Source organism: Rhodococcus sp. LB1, from assembly GCF_001583455.1.
Taxonomy (GTDB): domain Bacteria; phylum Actinomycetota; class Actinomycetes; order Mycobacteriales; family Mycobacteriaceae; genus Rhodococcus_F; species Rhodococcus_F opacus.
The window spans coordinates 1-24,798 of sequence record NZ_LTCZ01000410.1 but is presented as its reverse complement, the minus strand read 5'-3'; the positions used below and the strand labels follow the sequence as shown (position 1 = coordinate 24,798).

The 24,798-nt window shown below is 63.1% G+C and carries 20 protein-coding genes and 1 pseudogene; 10 read left to right on the top strand and 11 right to left on the bottom strand.

Going from position 1 to position 24,798, the window contains the following annotated elements; all coding sequences use genetic code 11:
* Positions 1-639 precede the first annotated feature (639 nt).
* From AZG88_RS40905 to AZG88_RS40890, 4 genes are all read left to right on the top strand, one after another.
* Entirely contained in the window at positions 640-1,533 is an 894-nt protein-coding gene (locus AZG88_RS40905; RefSeq protein WP_005250338.1) for a transporter substrate-binding domain-containing protein, read from the top strand.
* A 2-nt stretch (positions 1,534-1,535) separates the two neighbouring features.
* Positions 1,536-2,489, top strand: coding sequence for an amino acid ABC transporter permease (locus AZG88_RS40900; protein WP_005250344.1), 954 nt, complete (start codon positions 1,536-1,538; stop codon positions 2,487-2,489).
* Between the two features lie 5 nt (positions 2,490-2,494).
* Complete coding sequence (locus AZG88_RS40895) at positions 2,495-3,247, top strand: amino acid ABC transporter ATP-binding protein (protein ID WP_025433433.1); 753 nt, start codon at positions 2,495-2,497, stop codon at positions 3,245-3,247.
* 99 nt (positions 3,248-3,346) lie between these two features.
* Positions 3,347-4,693: an NtaA/DmoA family FMN-dependent monooxygenase gene (locus AZG88_RS40890; protein WP_005250346.1), complete on the top strand. Its 1,347-nt coding sequence runs from the start codon at positions 3,347-3,349 to the stop codon at positions 4,691-4,693.
* Positions 4,694-4,859: 166 nt separating this feature from the next.
* Here AZG88_RS40890 and AZG88_RS54705 read toward each other — a convergent pair whose 3' ends face one another.
* The 4 genes and pseudogenes from AZG88_RS54705 to AZG88_RS40875 all read right to left on the bottom strand — a co-directional run bounded on the left by AZG88_RS54705 (position 4,860) and on the right by AZG88_RS40875 (position 8,571).
* Positions 4,860-5,030, bottom strand: a complete 171-nt coding sequence (locus AZG88_RS54705) for a hypothetical protein (protein WP_005250348.1) — start codon at positions 5,028-5,030, stop codon at positions 4,860-4,862.
* Between the two features lie 229 nt (positions 5,031-5,259).
* Complete coding sequence (locus tag AZG88_RS40885) at positions 5,260-6,384, bottom strand: epoxide hydrolase family protein (protein ID WP_061700980.1); 1,125 nt, start codon at positions 6,382-6,384, stop codon at positions 5,260-5,262.
* A 151-nt stretch (positions 6,385-6,535) separates the two neighbouring features.
* A pseudogene (locus AZG88_RS40880) lies at positions 6,536-7,144 on the bottom strand (IS5 family transposase); the annotation flags it as partial.
* A 107-nt stretch (positions 7,145-7,251) separates the two neighbouring features.
* Positions 7,252-8,571 carry an MFS transporter gene (locus AZG88_RS40875; RefSeq protein ID WP_063886951.1) on the bottom strand — a complete coding sequence of 440 codons (1,320 nt, stop codon included), beginning with the start codon at positions 8,569-8,571 and terminating at the stop codon, positions 7,252-7,254.
* Between the two features lie 295 nt (positions 8,572-8,866).
* Here AZG88_RS40875 and argH point away from each other — a divergent pair, with 295 nt between their 5' ends.
* Both argH and AZG88_RS40865 read left to right on the top strand, forming a co-directional pair.
* On the top strand, positions 8,867-10,372 hold the full coding sequence (gene argH / locus AZG88_RS40870; protein WP_080578302.1) for an argininosuccinate lyase: 1,506 nt from the start codon (positions 8,867-8,869) through the stop codon (positions 10,370-10,372).
* Between the two features lie 48 nt (positions 10,373-10,420).
* Positions 10,421-11,323: a LysR family transcriptional regulator gene (locus AZG88_RS40865; protein ID WP_061045667.1), complete on the top strand. Its 903-nt coding sequence runs from the start codon at positions 10,421-10,423 to the stop codon at positions 11,321-11,323.
* 281 nt (positions 11,324-11,604) lie between these two features.
* Here the strand turns inward: AZG88_RS40865 and AZG88_RS40860 are convergent, their stop codons facing one another.
* Positions 11,605-12,510 (bottom strand): helix-turn-helix domain-containing protein, encoded by a 906-nt coding sequence (locus tag AZG88_RS40860; RefSeq protein ID WP_005250360.1) that lies wholly within the window; start codon positions 12,508-12,510, stop codon positions 11,605-11,607.
* 132 nt (positions 12,511-12,642) lie between these two features.
* On the opposite strand from AZG88_RS40860, the gene AZG88_RS55895 reads away from it, so the two are divergent.
* Together AZG88_RS55895 and AZG88_RS40850 are read left to right on the top strand one after the other, a co-directional pair.
* On the top strand, positions 12,643-12,954 hold the full coding sequence (locus AZG88_RS55895; RefSeq protein WP_061045668.1) for a hypothetical protein: 312 nt from the start codon (positions 12,643-12,645) through the stop codon (positions 12,952-12,954).
* A 59-nt stretch (positions 12,955-13,013) separates the two neighbouring features.
* On the top strand, positions 13,014-14,210 hold the full coding sequence (locus AZG88_RS40850; RefSeq protein ID WP_061045669.1) for an aldo/keto reductase: 1,197 nt from the start codon (positions 13,014-13,016) through the stop codon (positions 14,208-14,210).
* A 61-nt stretch (positions 14,211-14,271) separates the two neighbouring features.
* Here AZG88_RS40850 and AZG88_RS40845 read toward each other — a convergent pair whose 3' ends face one another.
* From AZG88_RS40845 to AZG88_RS54690, 5 genes are all read right to left on the bottom strand, one after another.
* Positions 14,272-15,762 (bottom strand): aldehyde dehydrogenase family protein, encoded by a 1,491-nt coding sequence (locus tag AZG88_RS40845; RefSeq protein ID WP_005250367.1) that lies wholly within the window; start codon positions 15,760-15,762, stop codon positions 14,272-14,274.
* A 91-nt stretch (positions 15,763-15,853) separates the two neighbouring features.
* Positions 15,854-16,873: a zinc-dependent alcohol dehydrogenase family protein gene (locus AZG88_RS40840; protein WP_061045670.1), complete on the bottom strand. Its 1,020-nt coding sequence runs from the start codon at positions 16,871-16,873 to the stop codon at positions 15,854-15,856.
* A 51-nt stretch (positions 16,874-16,924) separates the two neighbouring features.
* The gene (locus AZG88_RS40835) at positions 16,925-18,886 is read right to left on the bottom strand and encodes a hydantoinase B/oxoprolinase family protein (protein ID WP_005250370.1); all 1,962 of its coding nucleotides are present in this window, start codon (positions 18,884-18,886) and stop codon (positions 16,925-16,927) included.
* Between the two features lie 4 nt (positions 18,887-18,890).
* Positions 18,891-20,930, bottom strand: coding sequence for a hydantoinase/oxoprolinase family protein (locus tag AZG88_RS40830; RefSeq protein ID WP_061045671.1), 2,040 nt, complete (start codon positions 20,928-20,930; stop codon positions 18,891-18,893).
* A 14-nt stretch (positions 20,931-20,944) separates the two neighbouring features.
* The gene (locus AZG88_RS54690; RefSeq protein ID WP_025433425.1) at positions 20,945-21,163 is read right to left on the bottom strand and encodes a hypothetical protein; all 219 of its coding nucleotides are present in this window, start codon (positions 21,161-21,163) and stop codon (positions 20,945-20,947) included.
* A 237-nt stretch (positions 21,164-21,400) separates the two neighbouring features.
* Here AZG88_RS54690 and AZG88_RS40820 point away from each other — a divergent pair, with 237 nt between their 5' ends.
* Positions 21,401-22,384 carry an AraC family transcriptional regulator gene (locus tag AZG88_RS40820; RefSeq protein WP_061045672.1) on the top strand — a complete coding sequence of 328 codons (984 nt, stop codon included), beginning with the start codon at positions 21,401-21,403 and terminating at the stop codon, positions 22,382-22,384.
* Between the two features lie 26 nt (positions 22,385-22,410).
* Here AZG88_RS40820 and AZG88_RS40815 read toward each other — a convergent pair whose 3' ends face one another.
* Positions 22,411-23,103: a GntR family transcriptional regulator gene (locus AZG88_RS40815; protein WP_080578304.1), complete on the bottom strand. Its 693-nt coding sequence runs from the start codon at positions 23,101-23,103 to the stop codon at positions 22,411-22,413.
* A gap of 293 nt (positions 23,104-23,396) precedes the next feature.
* Here AZG88_RS40815 and AZG88_RS40810 point away from each other — a divergent pair, with 293 nt between their 5' ends.
* Entirely contained in the window at positions 23,397-24,683 is a 1,287-nt protein-coding gene (locus AZG88_RS40810; protein WP_061045673.1) for an MFS transporter, read from the top strand.
* The last annotated feature ends 115 nt before the right edge of the window (positions 24,684-24,798 follow it).

Here is a 24,798-nt window from a genome sequence, read left to right as displayed (position 1 = left end):
CCTCAGGCCGATTGATCGCGGTGTCACCGTCGCTGGGTTTCTCGAAATAGATTGCGCAAAAACATATATTGGACACCCGCCGAGGTCTGAACACGGCGCCTGCGGTTCATGGACGGAAGGGCGGCCGAGAGGATTCGTCGGCTTGCTACTGGCTCCGCCGGGGCGTGCCCTGGGCGGCCACGCAGTAAGTTGGGCACCGCCGAGACTTCGCGATTCACGCCCGGAGTGATCGGGTTGTGGGGGCTTCTTCGCGTGTTTCAAACAGGAAAAATTCTGCACGGATTTGTTTGAACCCTTGCCACCGTGGATCGTCTGTGTTCGTATTATTGTCGTAGAGGGTGGCGACAACGCGAGCGCTGGCTCGGCACCGGCTCCTCGGATGGGTTGTCAGGCAGCGGGAATCGCTTTCTTACTGCTGGCAGGGCCGTTCGGGCGAGCGCTTCGCAAACGGCGAAATGCACTTGCGGTTCAAGTACGCCGACCGATCGTTTCAACAGGCCAGTTCAGCATTCGTGAGCCGGCGACAACCGGCCAGGCCGCGCAACCTCGTCTACGGACACGCAGTACGGGGGTCGGGACCCGCACATCGGCGTGCAGGTCGTCTGAAGCTTCGTTGTATTCCAATTCGAAAGGAAATCCGTGAAGCACATCACCAAGTCAGTCACTACGGTTGTCGGGGCATTGAGCCTCGTCGCTCTGGCATCATGCGCGGGCGGCGGTTCTGACAGCCAAAGTTCGGCGGGAGCAGACACCAACGGGTCCTCCATTGCCCTCCCGGAGAGCGTCGAGGCCAAGGGCGCGCTCGATGTCGCCGTGTACGTGCCTTACCCGCCCTACACCACGGTTGGCACCGATGGGGAGCCGGGAGGTCTGGAGCCTGACCTGTTGAGGGCTGTCGCACAGAAGTTGGGGGTCACCCCGAAGTTTCATTCGATGAAGTTCGAAGCCATGATTCCCTCTGTTGTGAGCGGACGAAACGACGTCATGATCGGCGTCATGGCCGACACGGAGGAACGCCGAGAGGTGGTCAGCTTCACTGACCTGTACACCGCAGGTTTCAAAGTCGTGACGGCCGCGGGAAACCCAGCATCTATCGATGCAACCAACCTGTGTGGGGCGACGCTCGGCGAAGCACCGGTGAGCGTTCAGCACGACATTGTCAGCCGGTTGTCCGAGGACTGCGTCGCTGCTGGCAAACCGGCGATTGAGATCTTGGATCTGGTCAACCCCGCGGACAACCTGGTCACGATTACCAACGGGCGGACCGACGCCACGCTTATCGACGTCATCATGGCGGCGGAACTCGTCAAGACGAATGACGACTTCGAAGCCCTCGACGAGGTCATCGAGGGCCCGGATGTGTACACCGGTTGGCTGTACAAGAAGGACAATGACGTCATGATCAACGCTGTGTGCGAGGCGGTTTCGGCGCTGATCGAGGATGGGACCTGGGCGGACATCATGGGGCAGTACGGAGCGGGCGATGTGGCTCTGACCCCGATTCGCATCAACACCGAGACGGCGGACTGCTGACCATGATCAACAAATTGGATGCGCCCTCGCCCTCCGCAGAAGAGGGGGTGGCAGACGTGCCATCGCCCGGCGATGCGACTCTTCCTATCGTCAAGCTAGGTCACCCGTACCGGTGGATGGCGGCTGTGGTCATCCTGTTGCTGGCGGCTTGGTCTGTGCGGATCCTCGTGGTAACGCCGACGTTCGAGTGGGACGTAGTCTGGGACTACCTCTTCGACACGGACGTCCTCCTCGGTGTTCTCCGGACGCTTCAGATGACTGTTATCTGCATGGTAGTGGGAGTAATTCTCGGGACCGTCATCGCTATCATGCGTCTATCGCCGAATCCGATCTTGAAGGGCGTTGCTTCGTTCTACCAGTGGTTCTTTCGGGGAACGCCCACCCTCATCCAACTAATCTTCTGGTTCAATCTCTCCAGCGTCTTCCCATCCATCGAAATCGAGATGTTCGGGTTCACCTTCGTGAGTTGGAATACCAATGAACTCATGACGCCGTTCCTGGCGGCGGTGCTTGGACTCAGCCTGAATTTTGCGGCCTATCACTCGGAAATCGTCAGGGCGGGCATTCTTTCGGTCGACGAAGGGCAGTCCGATGCGGCCGACGCGTACGGGTTGAGTCGCGCTCAGACGCTGCGCTTCATCGTGCTGCCGCAAGCGATGCGAGTGATTATTCCCCCGACGGCGAACGAGACCATCGGGATGTTGAAGTGGACGTCACTCGCGAGCATCGTTTCGTACACGGAGCTTCTTACCACAGTAGGAAACATTTACAACACGACCTACCAAGTAATTCCGCTGCTGATCGTCGCCGCTCTCTGGTATCTGTTCATGACCACAATTCTCAGCATCGGCCAGATCTTCATCGAGAAGCGGTTTGCTCGCGGGACGACCCGGAGTGCCAAGAAGTCTGCCATTGGGGACATCCTCGGCAGTATGCGGAGAGGAGTGCGCGCATGAATCCCATGATTTCTGCCCGATCGATCAGTAAGCACTACGGTCATCAACAGGTTCTGAAGGATGTGTCACTGGACGTTGCCAAGGGTGAGGTCTGCTGCTTGATCGGACCGTCCGGGGCCGGGAAGAGCACGTTGCTGCGCTGCGTCAATCACCTCGAGCACCTCGATGGCGGACGTCTCATGGTGGACGGTGAGACCGTTGGCTACCGCGAGCGAGGGGGCAAGCTGCGGGAGATGAAGGGGCGTGACGTGGCGAAGCAGCGTGCCAAGATCGGCATGGTGTTTCAGCACTTCAACCTATACCCGCACTTGACGGCGGAGCAAAACGTAAGTCTCGCACCCCTCACGGTCCACGGTAAGGAAAAGGGGGCGGCGCGGGCGAGGAGCGTCGAGTTGCTCGAGCGCGTCGGCCTGGGCTCGAAGACTGGCAAGTACCCGCGGCAGCTTTCCGGTGGCGAGCAGCAGCGAGTCGCGATCGCCCGCGCCTTGGCGATCGACCCGAAGTTGATCCTGTTCGATGAGCCTACGAGTGCGTTGGACCCGGAACTCGTGGGTGAGGTGTTGTCGGTCATTCGCGACGTCGCGGATGAGGGAATGACCTTGCTGGTCGTTACGCATGAGATTGCATTTGCTCGCGAGGTAGCCAACCGCGTGGTTTTCATGGATGGAGGAACGATTGTGGAGCAAGGCAGCCCAGAAGAGGTCACCCTGCGCCCCCGCGCCGAGCGAACCAAGGCCTTCTTGGAGCGCGTCCTATAGGCGTAATGAGTTGCACCGCCCCGCCCGCCACGCGGTCATGTAGTCAGGCGGCATCTTTACCCCGACTGGAGGAATCCCTTGTCAAATACCGATGTGCACATGAATCTAGTCTTGTTCTTCAATCCTGGAGGCAGGCTCCCATCGAGTTGGCGTCGGCCGGAAAGCCGCGTCGAAGATCTCTACAAGCTCGACTTCGCGATCGAGGTGGCGCAGCGAGCCGAGCGCGCCGGGTTCGACGCGCTCTTCTTGGCGGACGTCTTCTACGAGGCCCACCTCGGTAGGGACCCCTTCTCCACGGGCGTCGAGCCGTTGACGCTGATGAGCGCGCTCTGTCCAGTCACCACGCAAATCGGCCTGATCGGCACGGTGTCGACGTCGTTTGTGAATCCCTACAACCTGGCCCGCTACCTGGCCAGCATCGACCACATGAGCAAGGGCCGGGTCGGCTGGAATGTGGTGACGTCGTCCGCGGGTGGCGAGGTGTTCGGTGTCGAGCTGCCGCCGCGCGCGGAACGATACTTGCGCGCCGATGAGTTCGTGCGAGTAGCCGAAGAACTCTGGGACGCCTGGGACGACGATGCGGTCGTGAACGATCGTGACTCCCGAGTCTGGGCCCGACGCGATGGTATTCACCCGGTCAACTTTCAGGGTGAGTACTTCAGCGTGCAAGGCCAGCTCAAGATGCCGCGATCACCCCAGGGCAGGCCGGTCATTGTGCAGGCGGGGCAGTCCAGCGACGGGATGGACTTCGCGGCACGCCATGCCGAGGTCGTCTTCACGGCTCAGACCGATATCGAAGAGGCGCAACAGTTCTACTCGGATGTCAAAGGCCGTGCGGCGGCCCTCGGACGCGATCCGTCGACGATCAAGATCCTTCCGGGCATAGCGCCGATCATCGGTGAAAGCTTCGCTGCGGCGCAGCAGATCGCTGCGGAGCTGGCAACGCTTGTGGACATGGAGGTCGGCCGAAAGGCAATGGAGATCACCCTGCAAGGGGCAGACCTTACCGGTCTCCCGTTGGACGCACCGATCCCGCCGGACCGCCTTGCGGATCCCGAGGTAGCAGGCTCGGCCGGAGGGCTCGGAGCGAGTCGGTACAAGAACTTCTACGCCATGGCGGTACGCGACAAGATGACGCTGAGGGACCTCATCTTCGAGAGTGAGCGAGGACTGGGTCACAGCACGGTGACCGACTCCGTGGCTCGGGTAGCAGACAGATTCGAGGAATGGTTCACCACGGGGGCCTGTGATGGCTTCGCCATCACCCCCGTTTACATGCCGGACGGGCTCGACGTCATCTGCGACAGCCTTCTTCCTGAACTGCAGCGGCGAGGGCTGCATTCCTCGGAGTACACCGGGTCCACGCTGCGCGATCATCTTGGCCTCGCGAGGCCCGAAGTCCTCAGGGGGTCCGAAGACGACCCAGCACACCGTCGGCTCGCCTGATGGCGCAGCCAGCTCGTCTGCTGGCGACAGAGGGGCTGGCCTGCCATTACTACAAGGATGTACCCGTCCGCTCTTTCACGATGAGCACATGAGCGATATCGCCGGAATCCGCGCCCAACATGGTTGACGGGCAGACCCTTCGCCCAGCGTTGGCGTACGGGCTCGGTCAAGCGGATCTCGAGGCGGTGTCGTCCAGGCGCGAGCAGACGAGGGCGGAGACGACGTTGCCGCCAACGTAGGCGGCCCGGAGCTGATCGAGCGAATGCGACACCGTGGTGCTGCGGACGGCACCGAGTCGGGACCGTTCCACGGCAAGCGGCTCGGAGGCGGTCGACATGCCCAGCGCCCACGGCGCCGACTCGACCGGTGTCAGTCCACACCGTTGGGAGTGGTCCGATAGCCGGCCGATGGCACTGTCGAGCGCGGTGATCTGCGCGGAGTCCGCGTGGGGATCAGGACCGCCTCGGTGATGACGGTCAGAGTCTCACCAATAACCCGTCCGGCCGAACCGGGACCGAGCCGTGCCGGCGAACCCTTTCGCTCCCCACTTGTACGCGACGTACCGGTCATTCGAGCGCACCGAAAAACGCGATGACGTCCTCGGCGAGCGCCTGCGGCTGTTCCAGCGCGGCGAAATGTCCGCCCTTCGTCATGCGGGTCCAGCGACGGATGTCGCCGAAGGATTGTTCCGCGAGCGAGCGCGGCGGCGTGAGGTTTTCGCGCGGGAATTCCGCGTATCCCATCGGAGCCTCGACGATCTCGCCCTCCGGCACCGGCCACGGGCTGTGCATGCGCGCGTAATACGGCCAGAACGACGAGCCGATCGCACCCGTGAACCAGTAGAGCGAAATGTTGGCGAGCATCTCGTCGCGCGTGACGGCGTCTTCGGGGCTGCCGTTGTTGTCGGTCCACGCGCGGAATTTCTCCACGATCCAGGCCGCGAGGCCGGCCGGCGAGTCGGTCAGGCCGAACGCAAGCGTCTGCGGTCGCGTTCCCTGCATCCACTGATAGCCCGTCTCCTCTTTGACGAAATTGTCGAGCTGATCGAGATACCTTCTCTCTTCGGGATTCGGATTCGGATTCGGTGGCATTTTCAGATCGCGCCGCAACGGAAGCATATTGAGATGGATGCCGGACGTGCGGGCCGCGAAACGATGGCCCAGTACCGAGGTGATGAAACTGCCCCAGTCGCCGCCCTGCGCGCCGAATCTTCCGTAGCCTAGCGTCGTCATCAGCTCGGCGAAGACTTCGGCGATCTCGACGAGGCCGAAGCGTTGCTGGCCCGGCGTGAACGACAGCGTATAACCGGGGAGCGAGGGCGCGACGACGGTGAAGTGCTCGGTGAGCAGCGGGATCAACTTGTGAAACTCGAACACCGAACCCGGCCAGCCGTGTGACAGCAGCAGCGGCATCGCGCCCGGCTTCTTGCTCGGTGCGTGGATGAAATGCACCTCGATGCCGCGGACCGGCAGTGTGAACTGTGGAAACGAATTGAGCTTCGTTTCCCACGCGCGCCAGTCGAAGTCATTCTGCCAGTAGTCGGTGAGCGATTTCAGATATGCGACGCTCGTCCCCGTGGACCATGGCGCAAGCGGCGGCTCGTCGGGAAAGCGCGTGCGTGCGAGCCGTTCGCGCAGGTCCGCGATCTCGGCGTCGGGGATCCGCAGGGTGAAGGGTTTGGGGGTGCTCATCGCTGAATCCTAGCCCGAACAATTCGTGAGGCAGCGATGGATCAGGGCGTGTACAGGAACGAAAGAGACTGTCTTGCAACGCGCCATTACAACAGTGCGGAACCCAATCAACTATAAAGTGGCTCGAAACATTGAGGCTGGGTTCTGTCTGCTAATTGCGCAGTCGGTGAGGTGTGACTGTCGAGGCGAGGAGTATGCCGCCGAGGTACGTGATGGCGTACTCGTCGTAGCGGGTTGCGACACCGCGCCAGTGCTCGAGTCGGTTGAAGCCCCGCTCGACGGTGTTGCGGTGTCGGTAGAGCGCGACATCGAAGGCCGGTGGTCGCCCACCTCGGGAGCCCTTCTCCTTCCGTCGTGCGATCTGATCGGATCGTTCCGGGATCGTGTGCGAGATGTGTTTGGTCCGCAGTAGTTTCCGAGGCGAGGGATGGGAGTACGCCTTGCCTGCCAGCAACCGCATCGTGCAACCGTGCCGATCCGGATAGATCTCGAGCAGCGGCGCCAGCTGTGGGTTGTCGCCGACCTGACCGGCGGTCAGCAACACGGCGACCGGAGGGCAGGTGCCGTCGACGAGGGCGCGGATCTTCGTGGTCCACCCGCCTCGGGAAGATCCCAGTGCGTGATCGGCGGGCTCGCTCGCAATCGTGCAATTCGACTCAGACACTGTGGGTCCCGCAGCCGGTAAACCCGCCGCGTGCTGGTGGGCCAGCACGCTAATCGAGTCGATCGCGACCAGAGCCACGCACAACTCCGCCCACTCGTCTGTGTTAGATCCTTCCTCACGCGCGAGAGGCTAGGCGTCAGAGAAGCGCCCGCTCCTCCGTCTTCGATCTAGTAGAGAGGCGCCGTCCAGCCGGAGGCGCTCAGCTATGAAGAGGCCGCTGGATCAAGTGCCCTGCTGGAGGTCTCGGGCGCCCAGATATAGCCCACGACGCCCCCGGCCAGCAGAACTGCAACGCACATTGCCAACGCGGCCACAACCCCGAAGTTGCCAACCACGATCGGCATGAAGAAGGTCAGCGCGGATGCACCGAACCGGCTCGATGCCACCGCAAGACCAACCCCACGCCCCCTCAGCTCGGTCGAGAACAATTCAGACGGATATACATACCCAACTGTGCTGGTTGCCTTTGTGACCAGCGCGAAGGTAGCGAAGACGATGACAATGAACAGTGGACTCGCACCGGATATCATCAACGGAAGCAGGAGGAGCCCAGAAACAAGGAAGCCGCCGAAGGCCATCGTTCTGCGTGAAAGGCGGTCTATCACAAGGAGTCCCAGGAATGGCCCTATGGCGGCGCAACAGTAATATCCAAGTGAACCCGTGTATGGGTTTTCTACCCCCAGTGTTTCTACGACACGTGGTAGGAACGTACCGAGAGCAAAGGTGGGCATGACTGCAACGGTATACACCAAACACGCTATGAAAGTGCTTCTCGCAGTGTCGGAACGGAAAAGCGCTCGCAGGCTCGGCTCGACCGACTTCGGGGCAGTCTCCGGCAAATTGTAGTTCGCACCCATCCGGCTAGTCACAATTTTTCGAGCCTCGGCCACGCGTCCGTTCTGGACAAGCCAACGAGGCGACTCGGGTGCGCCGATACGTAGAGCGAAACTGATGATTGATGGAATTGCAGATGTGGCGAGTATCCACTTCCAGGAATCAGGCCCCAGGTCGCGCATGAGTAGCCCGACAATGTAGGCGGCCGCGAATCCCAATGTCCATGCGAATCCGAGTGCGCCCAATGCTCGGCCACGCCAATGGCGTGGGGATACCTCCGCGAGCAGCGCTTTCGACGAAACATAGTCTCCCCCGAGGAGAAGTCCCATGATGAATCGAACGATCAACAATGACCAATCGGGACTCGTCAGAAGCTGCAGGAGGGAGACCAGGGTGAAAATTAACATCAGGGGACCAAAAAATGGCTGTCGTCCGAAGCGGTCCACCAATCTTCCACAGATCAATGCGCCGAAAAATAGCCCGGCAAGTGTGGACGACCCGAGAAGCCCCTGCCACGTATCGCTGATGTCCATCGTGTCCGTTGCGACCGCCAACGCGATCCCGGTCACGCCGAGTACATAGCCGTCGGAAAACGAACCAGATGATGCGCTGAGGACGAGCCGCCTATGGAACGGTAGTACGGGGCCGGCGTCATACTCGACCATCCTGGTTGCAGTTTCTTCTGTCACTACAAAACCTTCCATCGTCTGCATCCTGTGTGGGCACAGCATTCTGAGCTGGTGTGGCAGGTGCGGATCTGTCAACGCACCGGTGCCTGTTGCAGTGTTTATACCGGGATGTCATCGGGCAAGCTAATACGGCTTTGCAAGTAATTCCATACGAAAGTCGTATGCGTGCAGGTGGGGTGCCTGTAGAGGTGCGCGGTCAGGTTGCAGGCGTTTGGGCGGAGCAACCACCGGGGCTACGTTCACAACGCGCGTGAGTTGATCACATGGTCCGAGGAAGAATGGGTTGGCATCTAATATGTCTTTGCAACAGAAGTCCGTCGACTACCGTGGCTATCGGACGGCTGGAATAAGGCTTTCCGAGGAGCTTTGGACCGATAGGTTATTTGCGTCTCGAAACCATGAACGAGCACCGTTGAAGTCGATTCTCGACTTCGATAAGGCCCACTTGGTGATGTTGGTGGAAACGGGCCTGGTGGAGAAGGGCGACGGACGCAAGATGCTGGCTGAAATCCGTGATATCGAGGCGAATGGCGTTCTGCTCGGCGAATGGGACGGGGGGATGCATTGGACCGAGCAGCAGTTGATTCAGCGCCTCGGTGAGCAAATTGGGGGATGGATCAATCTGGGAAGGAGTACGGGCGATATATCAGAGGTTTCACGGAGACTGAATGCCAGGAGACTAATTTTTTGCAATATTCACATGCTAAATAGTCTCCGGGAGGTACTACTGAAACTTGCGATGAAGTTTGTCGAGACTGTCGTGCCCGGTCAGACGTTTTTGCAGCATGCACAACCGACTACGCTCGGTCACTGGCTGAGCATGTGGGCGGCGACACTCGATCGTGACGTTCAGCGTTATATGGAGCTCGCAGTTCGGGTGAACCAGTCGCCGGCGGGTGCTGGGATATTGAGCACAACCGATTTCGAGATAGACCGAGAGCGCGTGTCAGAACTCTTGGGCTTCGATCGTCCCATCGCAAATAGCTTGGACGCGATCATGAGCCATGATGTAGGTCTGGAGACGATAAGCGTCGTGACCATCGCTGCTATGAACCTTGCGAGAATCGCCGATGATTTGGAACTCTGGATGTCTACCGAGTACCGATACGTAGACTTCCCGGACAGGTTCTGTGCGACCTCGAGCATTATGCCTCAGAAGAGGAACCCAAATATCCCGCAGCAGATCAAGGCGCAGTGCGCAAAGGCAATCGGCGCAATGTCTCTCGGAATCGCGTCGGAACGAGGTGCCACTGGTCAGCCGATGCTGGAGCGCTTCGAATGCGACGTAGTCCTCTGGGAGTTGCTCGAAGATCTGCCTCGGATCATGGGGGACTTGTCTACGATGCTCGATGCCATCGAGGTCGACGACAGGCGAATGCGGGAGAGTTCGGAACGTCACTGGGCCTCGGCTAGTGATCTGGCATCATTGATCGTTACCGAATGCGGTCTGTCTTGGCGTACCGCGCATCAGATCTGCGCCGTTGTCATCCGACTCTGTTACGAGCGTGGTCTTGAACCTCGAGATCTGACGTCGGCGATAGTGGACGAAGCTGCGTGCATGTACAGAGGAGAGCCATTGTCGCTTTCGTCGAATTCTCTTCGCTCAGCGCTCGATCCGATCACATCAGTGCACCGGCGAACGGTGCGTGGTGGCTCGGCACCGAGTGCGGTGTCTCGGGAGATCGCGTGTATGCAGGAACGCCTTGGGCACGACGTTCGTGCGGCATCAGTGTGCGAGCGCAATATCGCAGAATCTGAGGTAAGGCTCACCGAAGTGATTGACCGGATGCTTGCGGGATAGTTTGAACAAGCCTAACTCCCCACAGAACCGAAAAGGTCGAGGTGCGCGATGAGCCTGACGCGTTTGAAGTACTTCGTTGTCGTCGCGGAGGAACTGAGCTTCACGAGGGCGTCCGCGCGTCTGCACATCTCACAGCCGCCACTCACGCAGCAGATCAGAACGTTGGAGCGTGAGGTCAACCAAGAGTTGTTCAAACGTAGTTCGCGAAGAATTTCGTTGACCCCGGCCGGTGAAGCGCTGTTGCCCGAAGCTAGGCGGATCCTGGAACGGTATCAGCGCTTGCCTGGATTGTTGCATGAGGCCGCCACCGAGAGCACCCGAACTCTGACGGTGGGTTGTGTGGCGTCAGCTGTGATCGGTCTTGTCCCACAGATTCTATGCGAACTCGGGCGCGCGAATCCGCGCGTTGCGGTGAGAATTCAGGAGGCGGGTGTCGAGACCCAAATGGACCGGCTGAGGTCCGGTGATCTCGACGCAGGTTTGTTGCGAGTCCGAGAGTTGGGGGAAGAGTGGTTCTGGGTAGACGCAGCGCCGGAATACTATTGTGCCGCAGTGCCGATATCGCATCCGTTGGCGCGACGAGGGGTCGTTCAATGGCGAGAGCTTGCGGATGAGGTTCTCGTAATCGCCGACCGGAGCCGCGCGTCGTTGGAATTCGATACCGTCATCGCAGCTTGCTCGAAGAATGGTTTTACGCCAATCGTGGTCGCCGAGGCCATTTCCGGATACAACATCATTCCATTGATAGCAGGTAATCGTGGAATCGGGATTGTTCCCGAGCGCGTGTCCGCGTTCAAAATGGACGGGGTTGCGTACTGTCCGCTGAGCCCACGGATCGCGACTGTACCGATGCGGTTGGTTGTTCGGAAGAACAAAATCGACGCGAGCATCAATCGACTCGGCGAGCTTGTGAGAACAGCGTCGGTGCCGCTGTGTAGGTCAGAGGTATAGCAAGGATTGCCGGTGCGGGGGATTCTGCTTCACACTCACTGGGTCTCAGCCTGGATCCAACGATGTCTTGTTGGTCGGGTAGTGGGTTCGGGGGTGTCCGTTTTTGGCTCTGGGGTGTGGATGATCGTCTCCGTTCGATTCCCAGGGCCACCGGTGTGGGAGGTGCAGGGTCAGCCTTCGCGCTCGAGAACGCGATACTGGCTAGGAAGGTGATCAGGGTTGCCCGCCGTCTGCCGGTGATGGCTCGAATCGGTCTATCCGCCGCCGGTCCCCGGGGGATGTCAGGTTCGGTGGTCGTCCTGCCTCTGTCCGGGGTGCGTGGAGGGCTCGGATTCCGCGGGTGTGTGGGTGGTTGCGACCCAGCTGCGTAGCAGGTCGAGGGCGTCAGCCGACGGAGTTCCGGGGTCGGCAAGGTAGGTGGCGATTCGGACATCGGGGGTCGAGCCGAGGGCCAGGGTCTCGAATGCAACTGTGAGTTCACCGACCACGGGGTGGCGGATCGATTTGGTTCCGCTGGTGTGGACCGCGACCGTGTGCCCTGCCCACCAGGTGCGGAATTCGGGGCTGTGGGTGGCGAGCTCGCCGACGAGGGCCATGAGGGCACGGTCGCCGGGGTCGCGGCCGGCGAGGAGACGCAAGCCCGACACACTCTGCCGGGCGCTGCGTTCCCAGTTGACGTAAAACTCCCGGGAGCGGTCGTCGAGGAAGAGATAGCGCGTGTGGTTGAGCGGTTCACCGTTCTCGGGAAATAGATGTGGGAACAGGGCTCGTCCGAGGCTGTTGGCTCCGACCAAGTCGCCGAGCCGTCCGAGCGCTACGGCCGGGACATCGCCCATCGCGTCGAGGAGTTGCGTTGCTCGCTGCGGGAGGGACGACTGGGGTTTGGCACGTGACGTCCGCGCGCCTTCGGATGCTCGTGCGAGGTCGAACAGATGCTGGGTCTCCACCTCGTTCATGTGCAATGTGCGGGCCAGCGATTGCAGCACGCTCTCCGATACTCCACGGAGGTTCCCGCGTTCCATCCTGGTGTAATACGTTGTGCTCACTCCGGCGAGCTGCGCGACCTCCTCGCGGCGGAGTCCGGGTACGCGGCGTTCGCCGCCGAAGATCGTCACACCTGCCTCCTCGGGAGTAAGGCGCGCCCGCATCCCGGTGAGGAATTGCTGTACTTCGCGGCGGAGATCCATGGAATCGACGGTAGCCCTCGCGGTGGGCTGCGTGGGAGTGCATGGAAGTGCCTGTCAGCATGGACCGAGCTCGCTTCTGGGGGATAACGACAGTGACTCTCACACTGCTGGACGAGTACCTACTGTCGAGGCGTGCCTCAGAAGACGCTCACCTCGAACACCGGTGTCGAGATGCCGGCAATCGGGCTCGGTGTCTTCCAGACCCCGCCGGACTCCACGACCGCTGCGGTCGAGGAAGCTTTCCGCCTCGGCTACCGCCACATCGACACGCCCGCCGTGTACCTCAACGAGAAGCCTGCCCGCATCGCCGAGGACTTCGACGTCTTCGCCTTGGAGCTCCCACCGAGCCGCTCGCCGCGATCGACGCGTTCGACCCCGGAGTACGCGGCGGGCCGGACCGGACAGCATCACTCTCGAAACGAACGGCAGATACCCGAGGCGTGAGTCCACGCCGTCGCCGACCGCGGTGACGACAGAGTTCAACAACTGACCAGGAGAGCGCAGTGCACAGCAACCCGACCGATCGCGGTCGCCGCAAGTTTTTGATGGGAGCGGCGGGGTTGGCCGCAGCCCCGCTGGTCGCCGGGATGGCGGCTAGCTGCACGTCGGCCGAGCAAACCCCGCAGTCCGGTGCCGTCGGCACGAGCGGCGCCGGCGAGGGTGCAGGGCTGGTGACTGCGGCCACAACGGTCACCGGGCGCCGCACAATCGGGTCCTTGGAAGTCTCGAGCATCGGGCTCGGATGCCAAACCATGCCCGGCAAGCTCTACGGCCCCGTCAGTGGTCGTGCGGACATGATCACCCTCACTCGAGCAGCTGTCGACCAAGGAGTGACCTTCTTCGACACGGCCGAAGCGTATGGGCCGCTCGAGTCCGAGCGAATCGTCGGGGAAGCTCTTGAACCCGTCCGCGATCAGGTAGTGATCGCGACAAAGTTCGGGTTCGACTTCGACCCACAATCCGGTGAGAGACGCGGCGGCCCGAACAGCCGCCCGGACCACATCCGGCAAGTGGTCGACGAGATGTTGCAGCGTCTGCGAACCGATCGCATCGACCTGCTCTACCAGCATCGAGTGGATCCCACAGTCCCGATCGAAGACGTGGCAGGCACTGTGAAAGATCTGATAGGCGAGGGCAAAGTCCTGCACTTCGGCCTGTCCGAACCAGGACCCGATACCATCCGCCGCGCACACGCGGTCCAGCCGCTCACCGCGATCCAAAACGAGTACTCGATGCTCTGGCGTGGACCCGAGGACGTAATCCTGCCGCTGTGCGAAGAACTCGGGATCGGATTCGTATGCTGGGCGCCTCTGGGAATGGGCGTCACGACCGGGACGATCAATCCCTACACCCGGTTCGCTGAGGGAGACTTCCGCGGCGCGGTGCCCCGGAACGCGCCCGACGCCTTGGCAGCGAACATGCCCCTGGTCCAGCTGATCCAGGAGTGGGCTGTGCGTAAGGGCGCCACTGCCGCGCAGATCTCCCTGGCTTGGCTGATGGCGCAGCGACCGTGGATGGTCCCGATTCCGAGCGCCACGAGAACCGCCCACCTTCTGGAGGATCTCGGAGCGGAGGAAGTCGCCTTCAGCGATGACGAGCTTCAGGAGCTGAACACTGCTTTGGCAGGAATCACGATCCACGGCGACCGGCTACCACCGGCAGTACTCGCCCAGACCGGTGTCGAAGCACCCGCCCTTTAGCGAAAGGCAAGAACAGCTGAGCGCCGCCCGGACGGAGATCCGGGCGGCGCTCGAGGTTCTGCTAGTCGAGATTGATGTAGACGGCCTTCGGATACAGGTAGCCCTCCACGTGTTCGCGGGCTCCCTTCCAGCCGTAACCGCTCATCTTGGTGCCGCCGAAGCCGATGGCCGGGTCGAGGACGCCGTAGCAGTTGACCCAGATCGTTCCGGCCTTGATGTTCTGCGAGACCTTGTGTGCGGTGGACAGACTGCGGGTCCACACACCGCCCGCGAGCCCGAACGGTGTGTCGTTCGCGAGCTGCAGCGCGTCGTCCATGTCGTCGAACGGGATCACCGAGGCGACCGGCCCGAAGATCTCCTCTCTGGCGATGGTCATGTCGTTGGACGCGCCGGCGAAGACGGTCGGCTCGACGAAGTAACCCGATGCGAGTTCGCCGCCGAGGCGGTTGCCGCCGCTCGCCAGCCTCGCACCTTCGTCGCCGCCGAGGTTGATGTAGTGCATGACCCGCTCGAGCTGACGCTCCGAAATCAGCGGCCCCAACTGGGTATTCGGGTCGAGTCCGTCTCCCACGCGGATGGTCTTCGTGAATTCCTGCATGCGCTCGACGAACTCGTCGTGGATCGAACGTTGAACGAAGATCCGCGTGCCTGCGACACAGACCTGGCCGCTGTTGGTGAACACACCCATGGCGGCGCCGGGCACGGCCTTGTCCAGATCGGCATCGGCGAAGACGATGTCGGGCGACTTGCCGCCCAGCTCCAGTTGCAGACGCTTGAGGTTGCCGGCGGACGCGCGGACGATGGTCTGCGCGGTGCCGATCGATCCGGTGAACGCGATCCGGTCGACGTCCCGATGTTCCGCCAGAGCCTGGCCCGCATCGGCGCCGTACCCTGTCACGACGTTGATCACGCCGTCGGGCACACCGGCTTCCATCATCAGCTCGGCCACCCGCAGCACCGACAGTGAGGCATCCTCGGCAGGCTTGAGAACGGCGGTGCATCCGGTAGCGAGTGCCGGGCCGAAGATCCACCACAGGCCGATCAGGGGGCCGTTCCAGGGAATGATCCCGCCGACCACGCCGACGGGGGCGAGGGATTTGAGCGTGAGGAAATCCCCGGGAAGCGAGTTCGGGGGTGTCGCCACGGTCGCGGCGTCGCACTGGGAGGCGAAGAACTGCAGAACCTGCGAGGTCCACTCGGCGAGTCCTCGAGTCCGGGACAGCGGCGCGCCCATGTCCATCGTCTCGATCAGTGCCAGTTCGTCGAAGTGATCGAGGACGATGTCATGAATCTTCAGTATCAACTTGCGGCGCTGATGCGGCGTCCATCGACTCCATTCACCCTCGAATGCTTGGCGGGCCGCCGAGACGGCACGGTCGACATCCGTCGCGTCACCCCTGGCGATACTGCAGAGCACTTGCCCTGTCGCCGGATTGACGGTGTCGATCTGCCGGCCGGATGTCGCTTCTATCCACTTGCCACCGATCAGATTCTTCTTCGCGCCCTGAATGAAATCAGGTACTGCAAGTGGTGTTTCGTCTTGTGTCAGCATTCGTTCTCCTCCCGTCCGGCCGCAGGCCGAAACGGTCGTGGTCGGCCGGTGCGGCCGAGGGTTGTCGTTGATTCGGTGGCCGGGCCGGGTGTCAGAATTCGAAGACCCCCTTGCCGTCGGATTGCTTGTCGAACCACTCGTACGCCTCGGCGGCCTGGTCCAGCGACCAGCTGTGGGTGTAGAGGTCGTCGATCGGGAGTCCGTGCTCGACGACGAACTCGGCGCAGCGCCGCTGCTGGATCGTGGACATCGTCCAGGACGTCATGATCGTCCACTGCTTCTTGTACTGTTCCTCGGTCCGGAAGTGCACTTCCCCGGGGAGTCCGATGAAGCAGGCCCGTCCCCACTTCCCGAGGATGCTCAGCGCGTCGCCGCCGGCTACTCCGGAGGTTTCCAGGATCAGCTCCACGCCCCGGCGGCCGGCGAGATCGGCGATTGTCGTGGCCAGGTCCACCTCGGCCGAGTTGACGACCTCACTCGCGCCGAACTTGCGTGCGCGTTCCAGTCTCGAATTGTTGACGTCGACCGCGATGACCCGGGCCCCGAGTGCCGAGGCGAGCATGGTCCCGGACAGTCCGACCGGGCCCTGCCCGAAGACGACCAGCGTTTTCCCGCCGATGTCGCCCAGCCGCATGAGACCTCCCCACGCCGTTCCGGTGCCGCAGCCGATCGCTGCGCCCGCCTTGTAGCTGAGGCCGTCGGGAAGCGGCAGGAGTGTCCTGGCAGGCACGACGGCGTACGGTGCGTGCCCGCCGTGGGTGGTGATGCTCATCGTCTGGGCGTTTCCGCGGTCGCACATCTGCGGCCATCCGGAGCGACACTGCTCGCACACGTCGCAACCCCAGTAGTGGTGGATCATGACGCGGTCGCCGACGGCAGCCGTGCCGGGGGACACCCCCTCCCCGACAGCGTGTACGTCACCGCAGGGCTCGTGCCCCTGAATGGTGTCGGCGCTCCCTCCGAAAGACACCGCGCCCCGGTAGAAATGGAGATCGCTGCCGCACATCCCGGACGCCCGCATCCGAACGACTACTTCTCCCGGCCCCGGTTGGGGTGCCGGGAACTCCTTGAGAACGACTCGGCCATCCCCCGGAAACGTGATTCCCTGCATTGTCTTCTTCCTCCTCGTGTCAGGTAGAGCAACTGCTCGGGCCGCACACACTCAGCTCGGCCGGTTTCGGAGCGCCGCCGTGGCCTGCACGTCGACGCGCAGCTCCTCGGGATCGGACCGCGGGTCGCCGATCACGACGACGCCGTAGTCGCGAGCCGCGCCCGCCACGCTGACGTACTCGTTGCGGACATCGGCGAGCACACGCTCGGGCTCGCGGGCGAACGGGTCGCCCCAACCGCCGCCGCCGTTGGTCAGGCACCGCAGGATCGACCCGGTCTTCGTCTGCCACACTTGCTGACTGGCGAAATAGTGGTAGACGCCGTCGTCCGGATCCAGGGCCTTCGTCTCGGGGTCGAGCACCCCGGCGACCGGGACGCTGTCGGTGTAGACGTCGGCGGACGTGCCGATCATCCGCGGCCGATCACCCTCCTCGTCCTCCGGCGGGAAGATCCAGATGGCGCCGTTCGGGCCCGGTTCACCGCCGTTGGCGCCGACTCCACTCGGGACCTTGGTGCGGAACGGCGACAGGTAGTGGTTGCCCTCGCTCAGCCAGAGCGTGTCCTTGAGGTTGGCGGCGCCGCCGCGGAACGTGCCGGGACCGCCGGTGTCGATCGCGTGTTCCTTGCGGAGCATCACTACGGGGGAGTCGTGCTCGATGGTTTCGGTGGCGGGGTCGAGATTGTTGAGGAAGAACAGGACGGTGTAGCTGTCACCGTCGCCCTCTTTCGTCGCGCCCCAGGGGCCGTGCTCACCGCCGCACTGGGTGGCACTGGTCCACGGCGATCCGTCGGCAGTCACGCCGGAGGCGTTGTGGGTGTTGGTGGAACCGTAGTCGCCGGCCACACCCTTCTCTCCGAGAGCGGGATTGAGCGCATCGAAGACGGCGGACACGACCGCCCCGGACGCTTCCCAGAACATCATGATTCCGCCGTCGGGCGGTAGCGACGAGACCAACGTGCCCGGCGGAGTGGCGAGGTCGATGTTGCGCCAGGTTCCGGACGTGAACGGAACCTCGGGGTCCAGCAGCATCGTCAGAGCGACGCCGACGGCCGTCTTGGTGTCGAGCACACCGCAGTTGATGCAGGTGCGTGCTTGCGGAGAGGTGCCGGACAGGTCGACTTCGACGTCCCGGCCACGTTTGCGGAGCGTCACCTTGACCGTGTAGTCGATGCTGTCGTCGACACCGTCGGCGTCGATCACGGCCGATCCCTCGTAGTCGCCATCGGGTACGAGTGCGATCGCGTCGCGCATACGTTCCGCCGACGTGTCGCAGGCGTAGGTCAGTGTCCCCAGATAGGCGTCGAGACCGTAGCGTGCGATATTCTCGAGCACGAGCTGCTCGCCCAGCTCGAGCTGCTGGTAGATGCTCTTGAAGTCGGGCAGCAGCATCCCGCCCCACCGCGTGTTGTCGAAGATCAAACTGAACGTCGAGCGGACTGGTTCGTCCTTGGACCACAACAGCATCGGCGGGATGACGAGACCGTTCTCGTACACGTTCGCCTTCGTGGCGGAGAATCCACCCGGCACGGTGCCGCCCATGTCGAGTTGGTGAGCGCGCATGTTCACGAACGAGACGATCTTGCCGTCGACGAAGACCGGGCGGATGAAACACACGTCGTTGACGTGGGTTCCGCCGCGGTATGGGTCGTTGCAGATGAGCACGTCGCCGGGGGACAGGTTTTCGGGTCCGAACTCCTCGACCGTGTTGCGCACGGCGTCGCCGAGTGTGCCGAGGAAGACCACGAGGCTGTTGCTGACGACGGCCATCGGATAGTTGTGATCGGGCGGACCGCTGATGGTGCAGGCGAAGTCGTACCAGTCGCGGATGATCGGGGAGAAGGCTTCACGCATGAATCCGGTGGACATGTGTTCCACCGCGTACCGCAGCCTGTTGAGAATCACTGCCGCCGTGAAGCGGTCGCAGCCGTAGGCGTCGGTGAACTGGGAGTCCGAGATGTCACGCAGCCGAGCCTGGTCGGCCGCATTCGCCGCGGACGTTTCGAGAGTGGTCATGGGTTCACTTCCTCCGGATGATCAGTTCGCCGTAGCGGCCGACGGTCGCCCGCTGGGTGGCACCGATGTGCGTCGTCGACAGGCCTTCGTCGACGATCGCCGGGCCTTCCACGACGTCTCCGGCGCACAGGGTGTCGCGGTCGTACACGTCGGCGGTCTGTGCTCCTTCACCGTCGGCGTCGATGTCGCCGAGGTAGCGCAGAACCGTCGTCCGGACCGGTTTCAGCGGGGCGTCGCCGCGCCGTGGGGCTTCGGGGTAGGCGACCTTCGGGGTGTCGAGGACCGCCCGGACCCGGAACGTCACGCCTTCGACGGGTATCGATTCGAATCGGTTGCCCGACCGGTTCTCGTAGGTGTCGTGGAAGGACTGGACCATGGTGGTGATCGCCACGGCGTCGATGACGCCGTCCGGAACCGGGACGAACGGTGTCTCCCAGCTCTGCCCGGCGAGGTGGGCGTCCATGCTGCGGTGGAACGTCACGCCGGTGCCCTCGTCGAGCCCTTCGCGCAGCTGCGATTCCATCTCGCCGAACAACGTGTCGATCGTCGGGGCGGCCTCGGGAGTGAGCAGCATGTAGGCGCTGCGGTTGGCGGTGAACACCTGGTCCGCGGACAGCAGGCCCAACGCCGAGAACAGGCCCGGATTCGGTGGCACGATCACCTGCTTGCAATGCACCGTGTCGAGCACTGCGGGCAACAGCATCGGGCCGGCCGCTCCGAACGCGACGAGGCTGTAGTCGCGGGGGTCCACACCGTTCTTGATCGCGACGTTGAACACGCCCTCCGCCATGTTGTTGACGGCCATTTCGTAGGCGTAGCGGACCTTCTGCGCCAGCGTGAACTCCGAATCGAGGTTCTCGAAGGCCTGCAGGGACAGTGCCGGATCGAGGTTCACCGCGCCGCCGGCGAACCGGGCGGGGTCGATGATCCCGATCATCAGGCACGTGTCGGTGGTGGTCGGCTGGGTGCCGCCGCGTCCGTAGCAGGCGGGGCCGGGGGAGGATCCTGCGCTGTCCGGGCCGACCTGAATTTCGCCCGCAGGCCCGATCGCGACGATGCTGCCGCCACCGGCGCCGATGCTGGAGATGTCGTTCGCCAGTGCATTCACGACGAGGTCGTGCTCGAGTTCGAAGCTGGTGTTGACGAACGGTTCACCCGCCGTGACCACACTGATGTCGATCGACGTGCCGCCGACGTCCGCGCAGAGCAGGTTGTTCTCTCCGATCAACCCGCCGAAATGGGCACACCCGACGGTTCCGGCAGCAGGGCCGGAGAAGACGATGCGGAAGGGTAGTTCCATCGCACGACTGGACGGAACGAGGGTGGCGGCACAGTCGGCGAAGTTGAGCTCCCCACTGAACCCGAGGTCGGCGAGGCCCTTCTCCAATTTGGCCGTGTAGTCGGTGTAGATGATCTTCATCAGCGTGTCGATCACCGTGGTCGATGCCCGTGCGTACTCCTTGGCGAGAGGAGAGACCTCGCTGGAGATCGAGCAGGGAACGTCGCCGAGGACCTCGCGGACCAGTTCGCGCAGGCGCACCTCGTGCGCCGGATTCACGTAGGCGTTGATCAGGCAGATGGCAACACCGGTGACGCCGCAGCTTCGGAGCACTTCCAGTTCGCTGCGGGCCTGGGCTTCGTCCAGCTCGAAGAGCACGCCGCCGTCGGCGGTGATCCGCTCGTGGATGCCGCGCCGCAGGTACCGCTGAACCAGCGGACGCGCGGCGTCACCGAAGCTTCGCCGCCAGCGCGAGTCCAGGATGGCGTGCGCCGGACGCCACACCCGTCCCATGTCGAGGATGTCGCGGTGCCCCTCGGTCGTGAGAAAACCGATCTTGGGCAGCCGCCGAGTGATCACCGCGTTCAGGCCGTGAGTGCTCGCGTGGTTGAAGACGCTGGCGTCCTCAACGCCGAGCGCCGCGGCGCCCTCGAGGACCGGCCCGAACACCTCGGCGTAATCGGTGGTGACCTTCGCGGTCTTGATCTGTCCGTCGCGTAGTGCGACAACGTCGGTGAATGTGCCGCCGACATCGACTGCAATCATCGTGGAATCCTTCGTTAGAGCAGGTCGGTGAGAAGTTGGATCGGCCCGAGCCGGGACCACGGTGACCGATCCAGGGACAGCAGGCAGTTCTGGCATTTGAGGACCTGGAACCAGCCGCCCTCGGACACCACGGGGTAGCGGCGGAGTTCCTCGGCGCCGCATCGTGGGCAGTAGCCGTCTGCGGGGGTTCGTTCGAGAACCAATGTGGTTGGGGTGTCGTGATCTTCGGTCATGGTGGGCACAGCTCCATGTGTTCGGGGGCGGCCACAACGCGGATGCGCTGGTCGTCACGACGGTAGGTTCGATGGGATCTGGGTCACAATCCTTCTGGCGAAGGTCGACGTCCACTTTCCGTACCGGGGAAACTGGAATGCGTGCGCGACCTGCACAGACTCGTGAATATGATGTATTATCCGTAGTCGAGCCGTTCGAGGCCGTCGGGCTACGACGGTCGGAGGAGGTAACAGCGCGTGCATCGCCGACACGCCGGCGCAGACCGGCAGCTCAGCTTCCGCACGGCGGATCTCGATACCGCACACGCACAGGTCGCGGAGACGTTTGCGGGCCACGACGTCCACGTTCCGAACAGCCGAGAACTGGATTTCCGACTCGATCTCGCTCCTGCGCCGCGGTTGACGATCGGTCGGATGTCGTACGGAGCCGCGGCGACCCTGACCGGGCCGCCGATGCGGCTCTGCTACCACGTCAATCTGCCGGTGACGGGTGAGAGCACCGTGGAGCAGAGTGGCGTACGGCGGAGCTTCGTCGCCGGCGAAGCGGGTGTGGCGTTCGGTCCGCAGGCGCCCGTGCTGGTGCAGTGGAGTGCGGATTCCTGGCAGTACCACATCAAGTTGCCGAAGGATCCGCTCGAAGCCCATGCGGCGAAGCTGGCCGGACGCCCGATCGGTGAGGAGATCCGGTTCGACCTGACGTTCGACCTGACGTCCAGTTCGGGTCAGGCGCTCGTCGCGACCGCCGGGTTCCTGTATGCCGAGCTCACCAGGCCGGATGGCATCTCCACGATTCCGGCGGCCTGTCACGAGCTCGAGTCGGCGCTCATGACTCAACTGCTCATGACCGTGCCGAGCCAGCTCACCCCGGAGTTGCACGGAAAGCCCGCCCACACCCGGCGATCCAAGATTCGCGAGATCGTCGACTACATCGACCGGCATCCGGAAGACGACATCACCACCGCCGATCTCGCGACGATGGCCGGAGTGAGCGAGCGCGCGTTGCAGGCGGGATTTCGGGAAGTGGTCGGAATGTCACCCACCGCCTACCTGCGCGGCGTACGACTCGACCGGGTACACCGCGAACTCATCTGCAGCGCAGCGGGATCTGTCACCGATATCGCGGCGCGGTGGGGCTTCTTTCATCCCGGTCGCTTCGCCCAGCAATACCGATCGCGGTTCGGATTCCTACCCTCGGAAACGGTGCAGCGCGCGCGGCGCTGAGAACGGGGACGGCGGCAGGCTGCTCATCAGCCCGCGTTCGCCTCGTCGTCGGCATCCCACAGCCCGCGCTGCTCGAGTTCCTCGATCAGGTGATCCGCGCCGTCCAGGATGTGCGATTCCATGAGCGTCTTCGCCTTCTTGCCCGCGTGCTTCCGCAACGCCTCGAGCAGCACGGGGTGCTCCTCCTGCGTGGTGGTGATGTGGCCCTCGATGGTGGCGTAGAAGCGGTTGGGAAGATTCGTGACGACGGAGCCCAGGAGGCGGGCAAGGCGCGGAGAGTCCGCGGTCAGATTGATCTTGCGGTGGAATGCGTGACCGAGGGAGGCGATACGTTCGGTGTCGCCCTTGGCGATGGCGTCCTGGTGCTGCTGGAGGATTCCCTCGAGCTCTGCGATCTGCTGGGGGGTGATGTTCTTCGCGGCCCGGGCGGCCAGTTCACCGGCCAGTTGCGCCTGAGCCCAGAAGAGGTCGCGCACGTCTTGCTTGGTGAACGGGGCCACGACGAAGCCGCGCCGGGGAACCATCTCGACGAAGCCTTCGCTCCGGAGCGCAAGGAGCCCCTCTCGCACGGGTGTCGTGCTGACTCCCACGGCTTCGGCAATCCGCTCGATGCGGAGGAAATCGCCCGCGCGCACCTCGCCGGAAATGATCATCTCGCGTACGTACGAGGCAACTTCCTCTGGAAGTTGCTGTCGCCTTGATCTGTCATTCAGGGCCATCGTCGGTCGCACCTTCCCGGATTCAGAGACTCGACATAATGTACCATTCGCGCCCCGCTGCTCGACCGCGGCGCCCGGCAAGGCTGACCTGCCGGCCGCTGTCGTGCGGCGTCGCGCCTTCCTGTGAGTCGATGCTCGTACCACCGCCGGGAAATATTGCGCATCACCTGGACATAATCCACAACGCATCATATATTTCTTCCACTGTGATCCAGATCGCATGTGCCGCGGGGGTCGGTCGTTCCTGACGGACTGCGCGCGGACACGTCGACGAGTCGAGTGAGAGGGACCTGATGACCGGTACGAAGGATGGGACGGCGAGGGCGGGTGTGCGCCCGTATCAGATTGCGACCGTGTTCTTCTGCATGTTCCTGAACATGCTGGACGGCTATGACGTCCTCGTGATGGGTTTTGCGATGCCGCACCTACCGGAAGGGTTTGCCACCAATCCGCAGAAGGGCTACCTGATCAGCGCCGCGCTCGCCGGAATGGCGGTGGGCGCGATCGGCCTCGCCCGTTTCGCGGATGTCATCGGCCGACGACGCGTCCTGTTGGCCGGCCTTGCCGCCAACACCGCCGGACTGGCGGCGTCGGCGCTCTCGACCGGTTTCGAGACGCTCCTCGTGACCCGATTCGTCACGGGCATCGCGATCGGGACCATCAGCGTCGTCATCATCGTCCTGTGCCAGGAGGCCGTCCCGCCCAATCGGCGAAGTGTGGCGCTCGGGCTGGTCATGATCGGGTACCCGCTCGGCACGATGCTTGCCGGGTTCGCCGGCGCGGGACTCGTCTCGGTGGCGGGTGGGGCATGGCAGGGCATGTTCTGGATCGGCTCGACGCTGGGGGTCCTGTCGTTCGTCGTGACCGCCGCGTTCCTCCGGGAATCGGAGGACTTCCTCGCCCGGAAGGGCACGAAGGGGCAGTCCGATCCGGCGGTCGCCGCACCGGATCGCGCGACCCGTTTGCTCGGCAGGGAACTGCGATCTCGTACCGTGCTCCTGGCGTTCGGGTATTCGATGCTCACCGCCGGGTACTACTTCGTGAGCACCTGGACACCGCAGCTCATCAAGGACGCCAGTGGTGACGCGGGCAGCGGCGCTCTCGCCGGCATCATGATCAGCTTCGGTGCGGTCGTCGGGGGATGTTTGTTCGGTGCCTTCGGGTTGCGGTTCCCCGGGGCGCGGATCGCGCTCGTCACCTCCGTCGTGTCCGCCGTGGCAATCGCGGGTTTCGCGGTCACGCTTCAGGGCCCGTTCGCACTGGCGACGGCGGGGTTGCTCGGCGGCGGCACCTACGCCGCCATGTCCGGGTACACCTCGACCTCGACGGCGGTCTACCCCGTGCTCGCCCGTGCCCAGGGATACGGCGTGATGATGGGCGTCGCACGTGGCGGAGCCATTCTGTCGCCGATCATCGCGGGTTACGCGCTCAGCGTGATGACGCCGCGCACGATGTACCTCGCGGTCATCGTGCCTCTCGTGCTGGCAGCGGTGGTGGCGACGGCCCTCATGCGCGTCACCCGTGCCGTCGAGACCGAGACGTCGAGCCTGGAACCCCGCTTACTCGTTGCTCCGGAGTAGCCGAAGGACCGCCCGGGATCCTCCCGGGCGGTCCTTCGGTCTCGAACGGTCATCCTCAGTCGAACAGGATGACGCCTCGGATGTTCTTGCCGTCTTTCAGATCTCGGTATCCCTG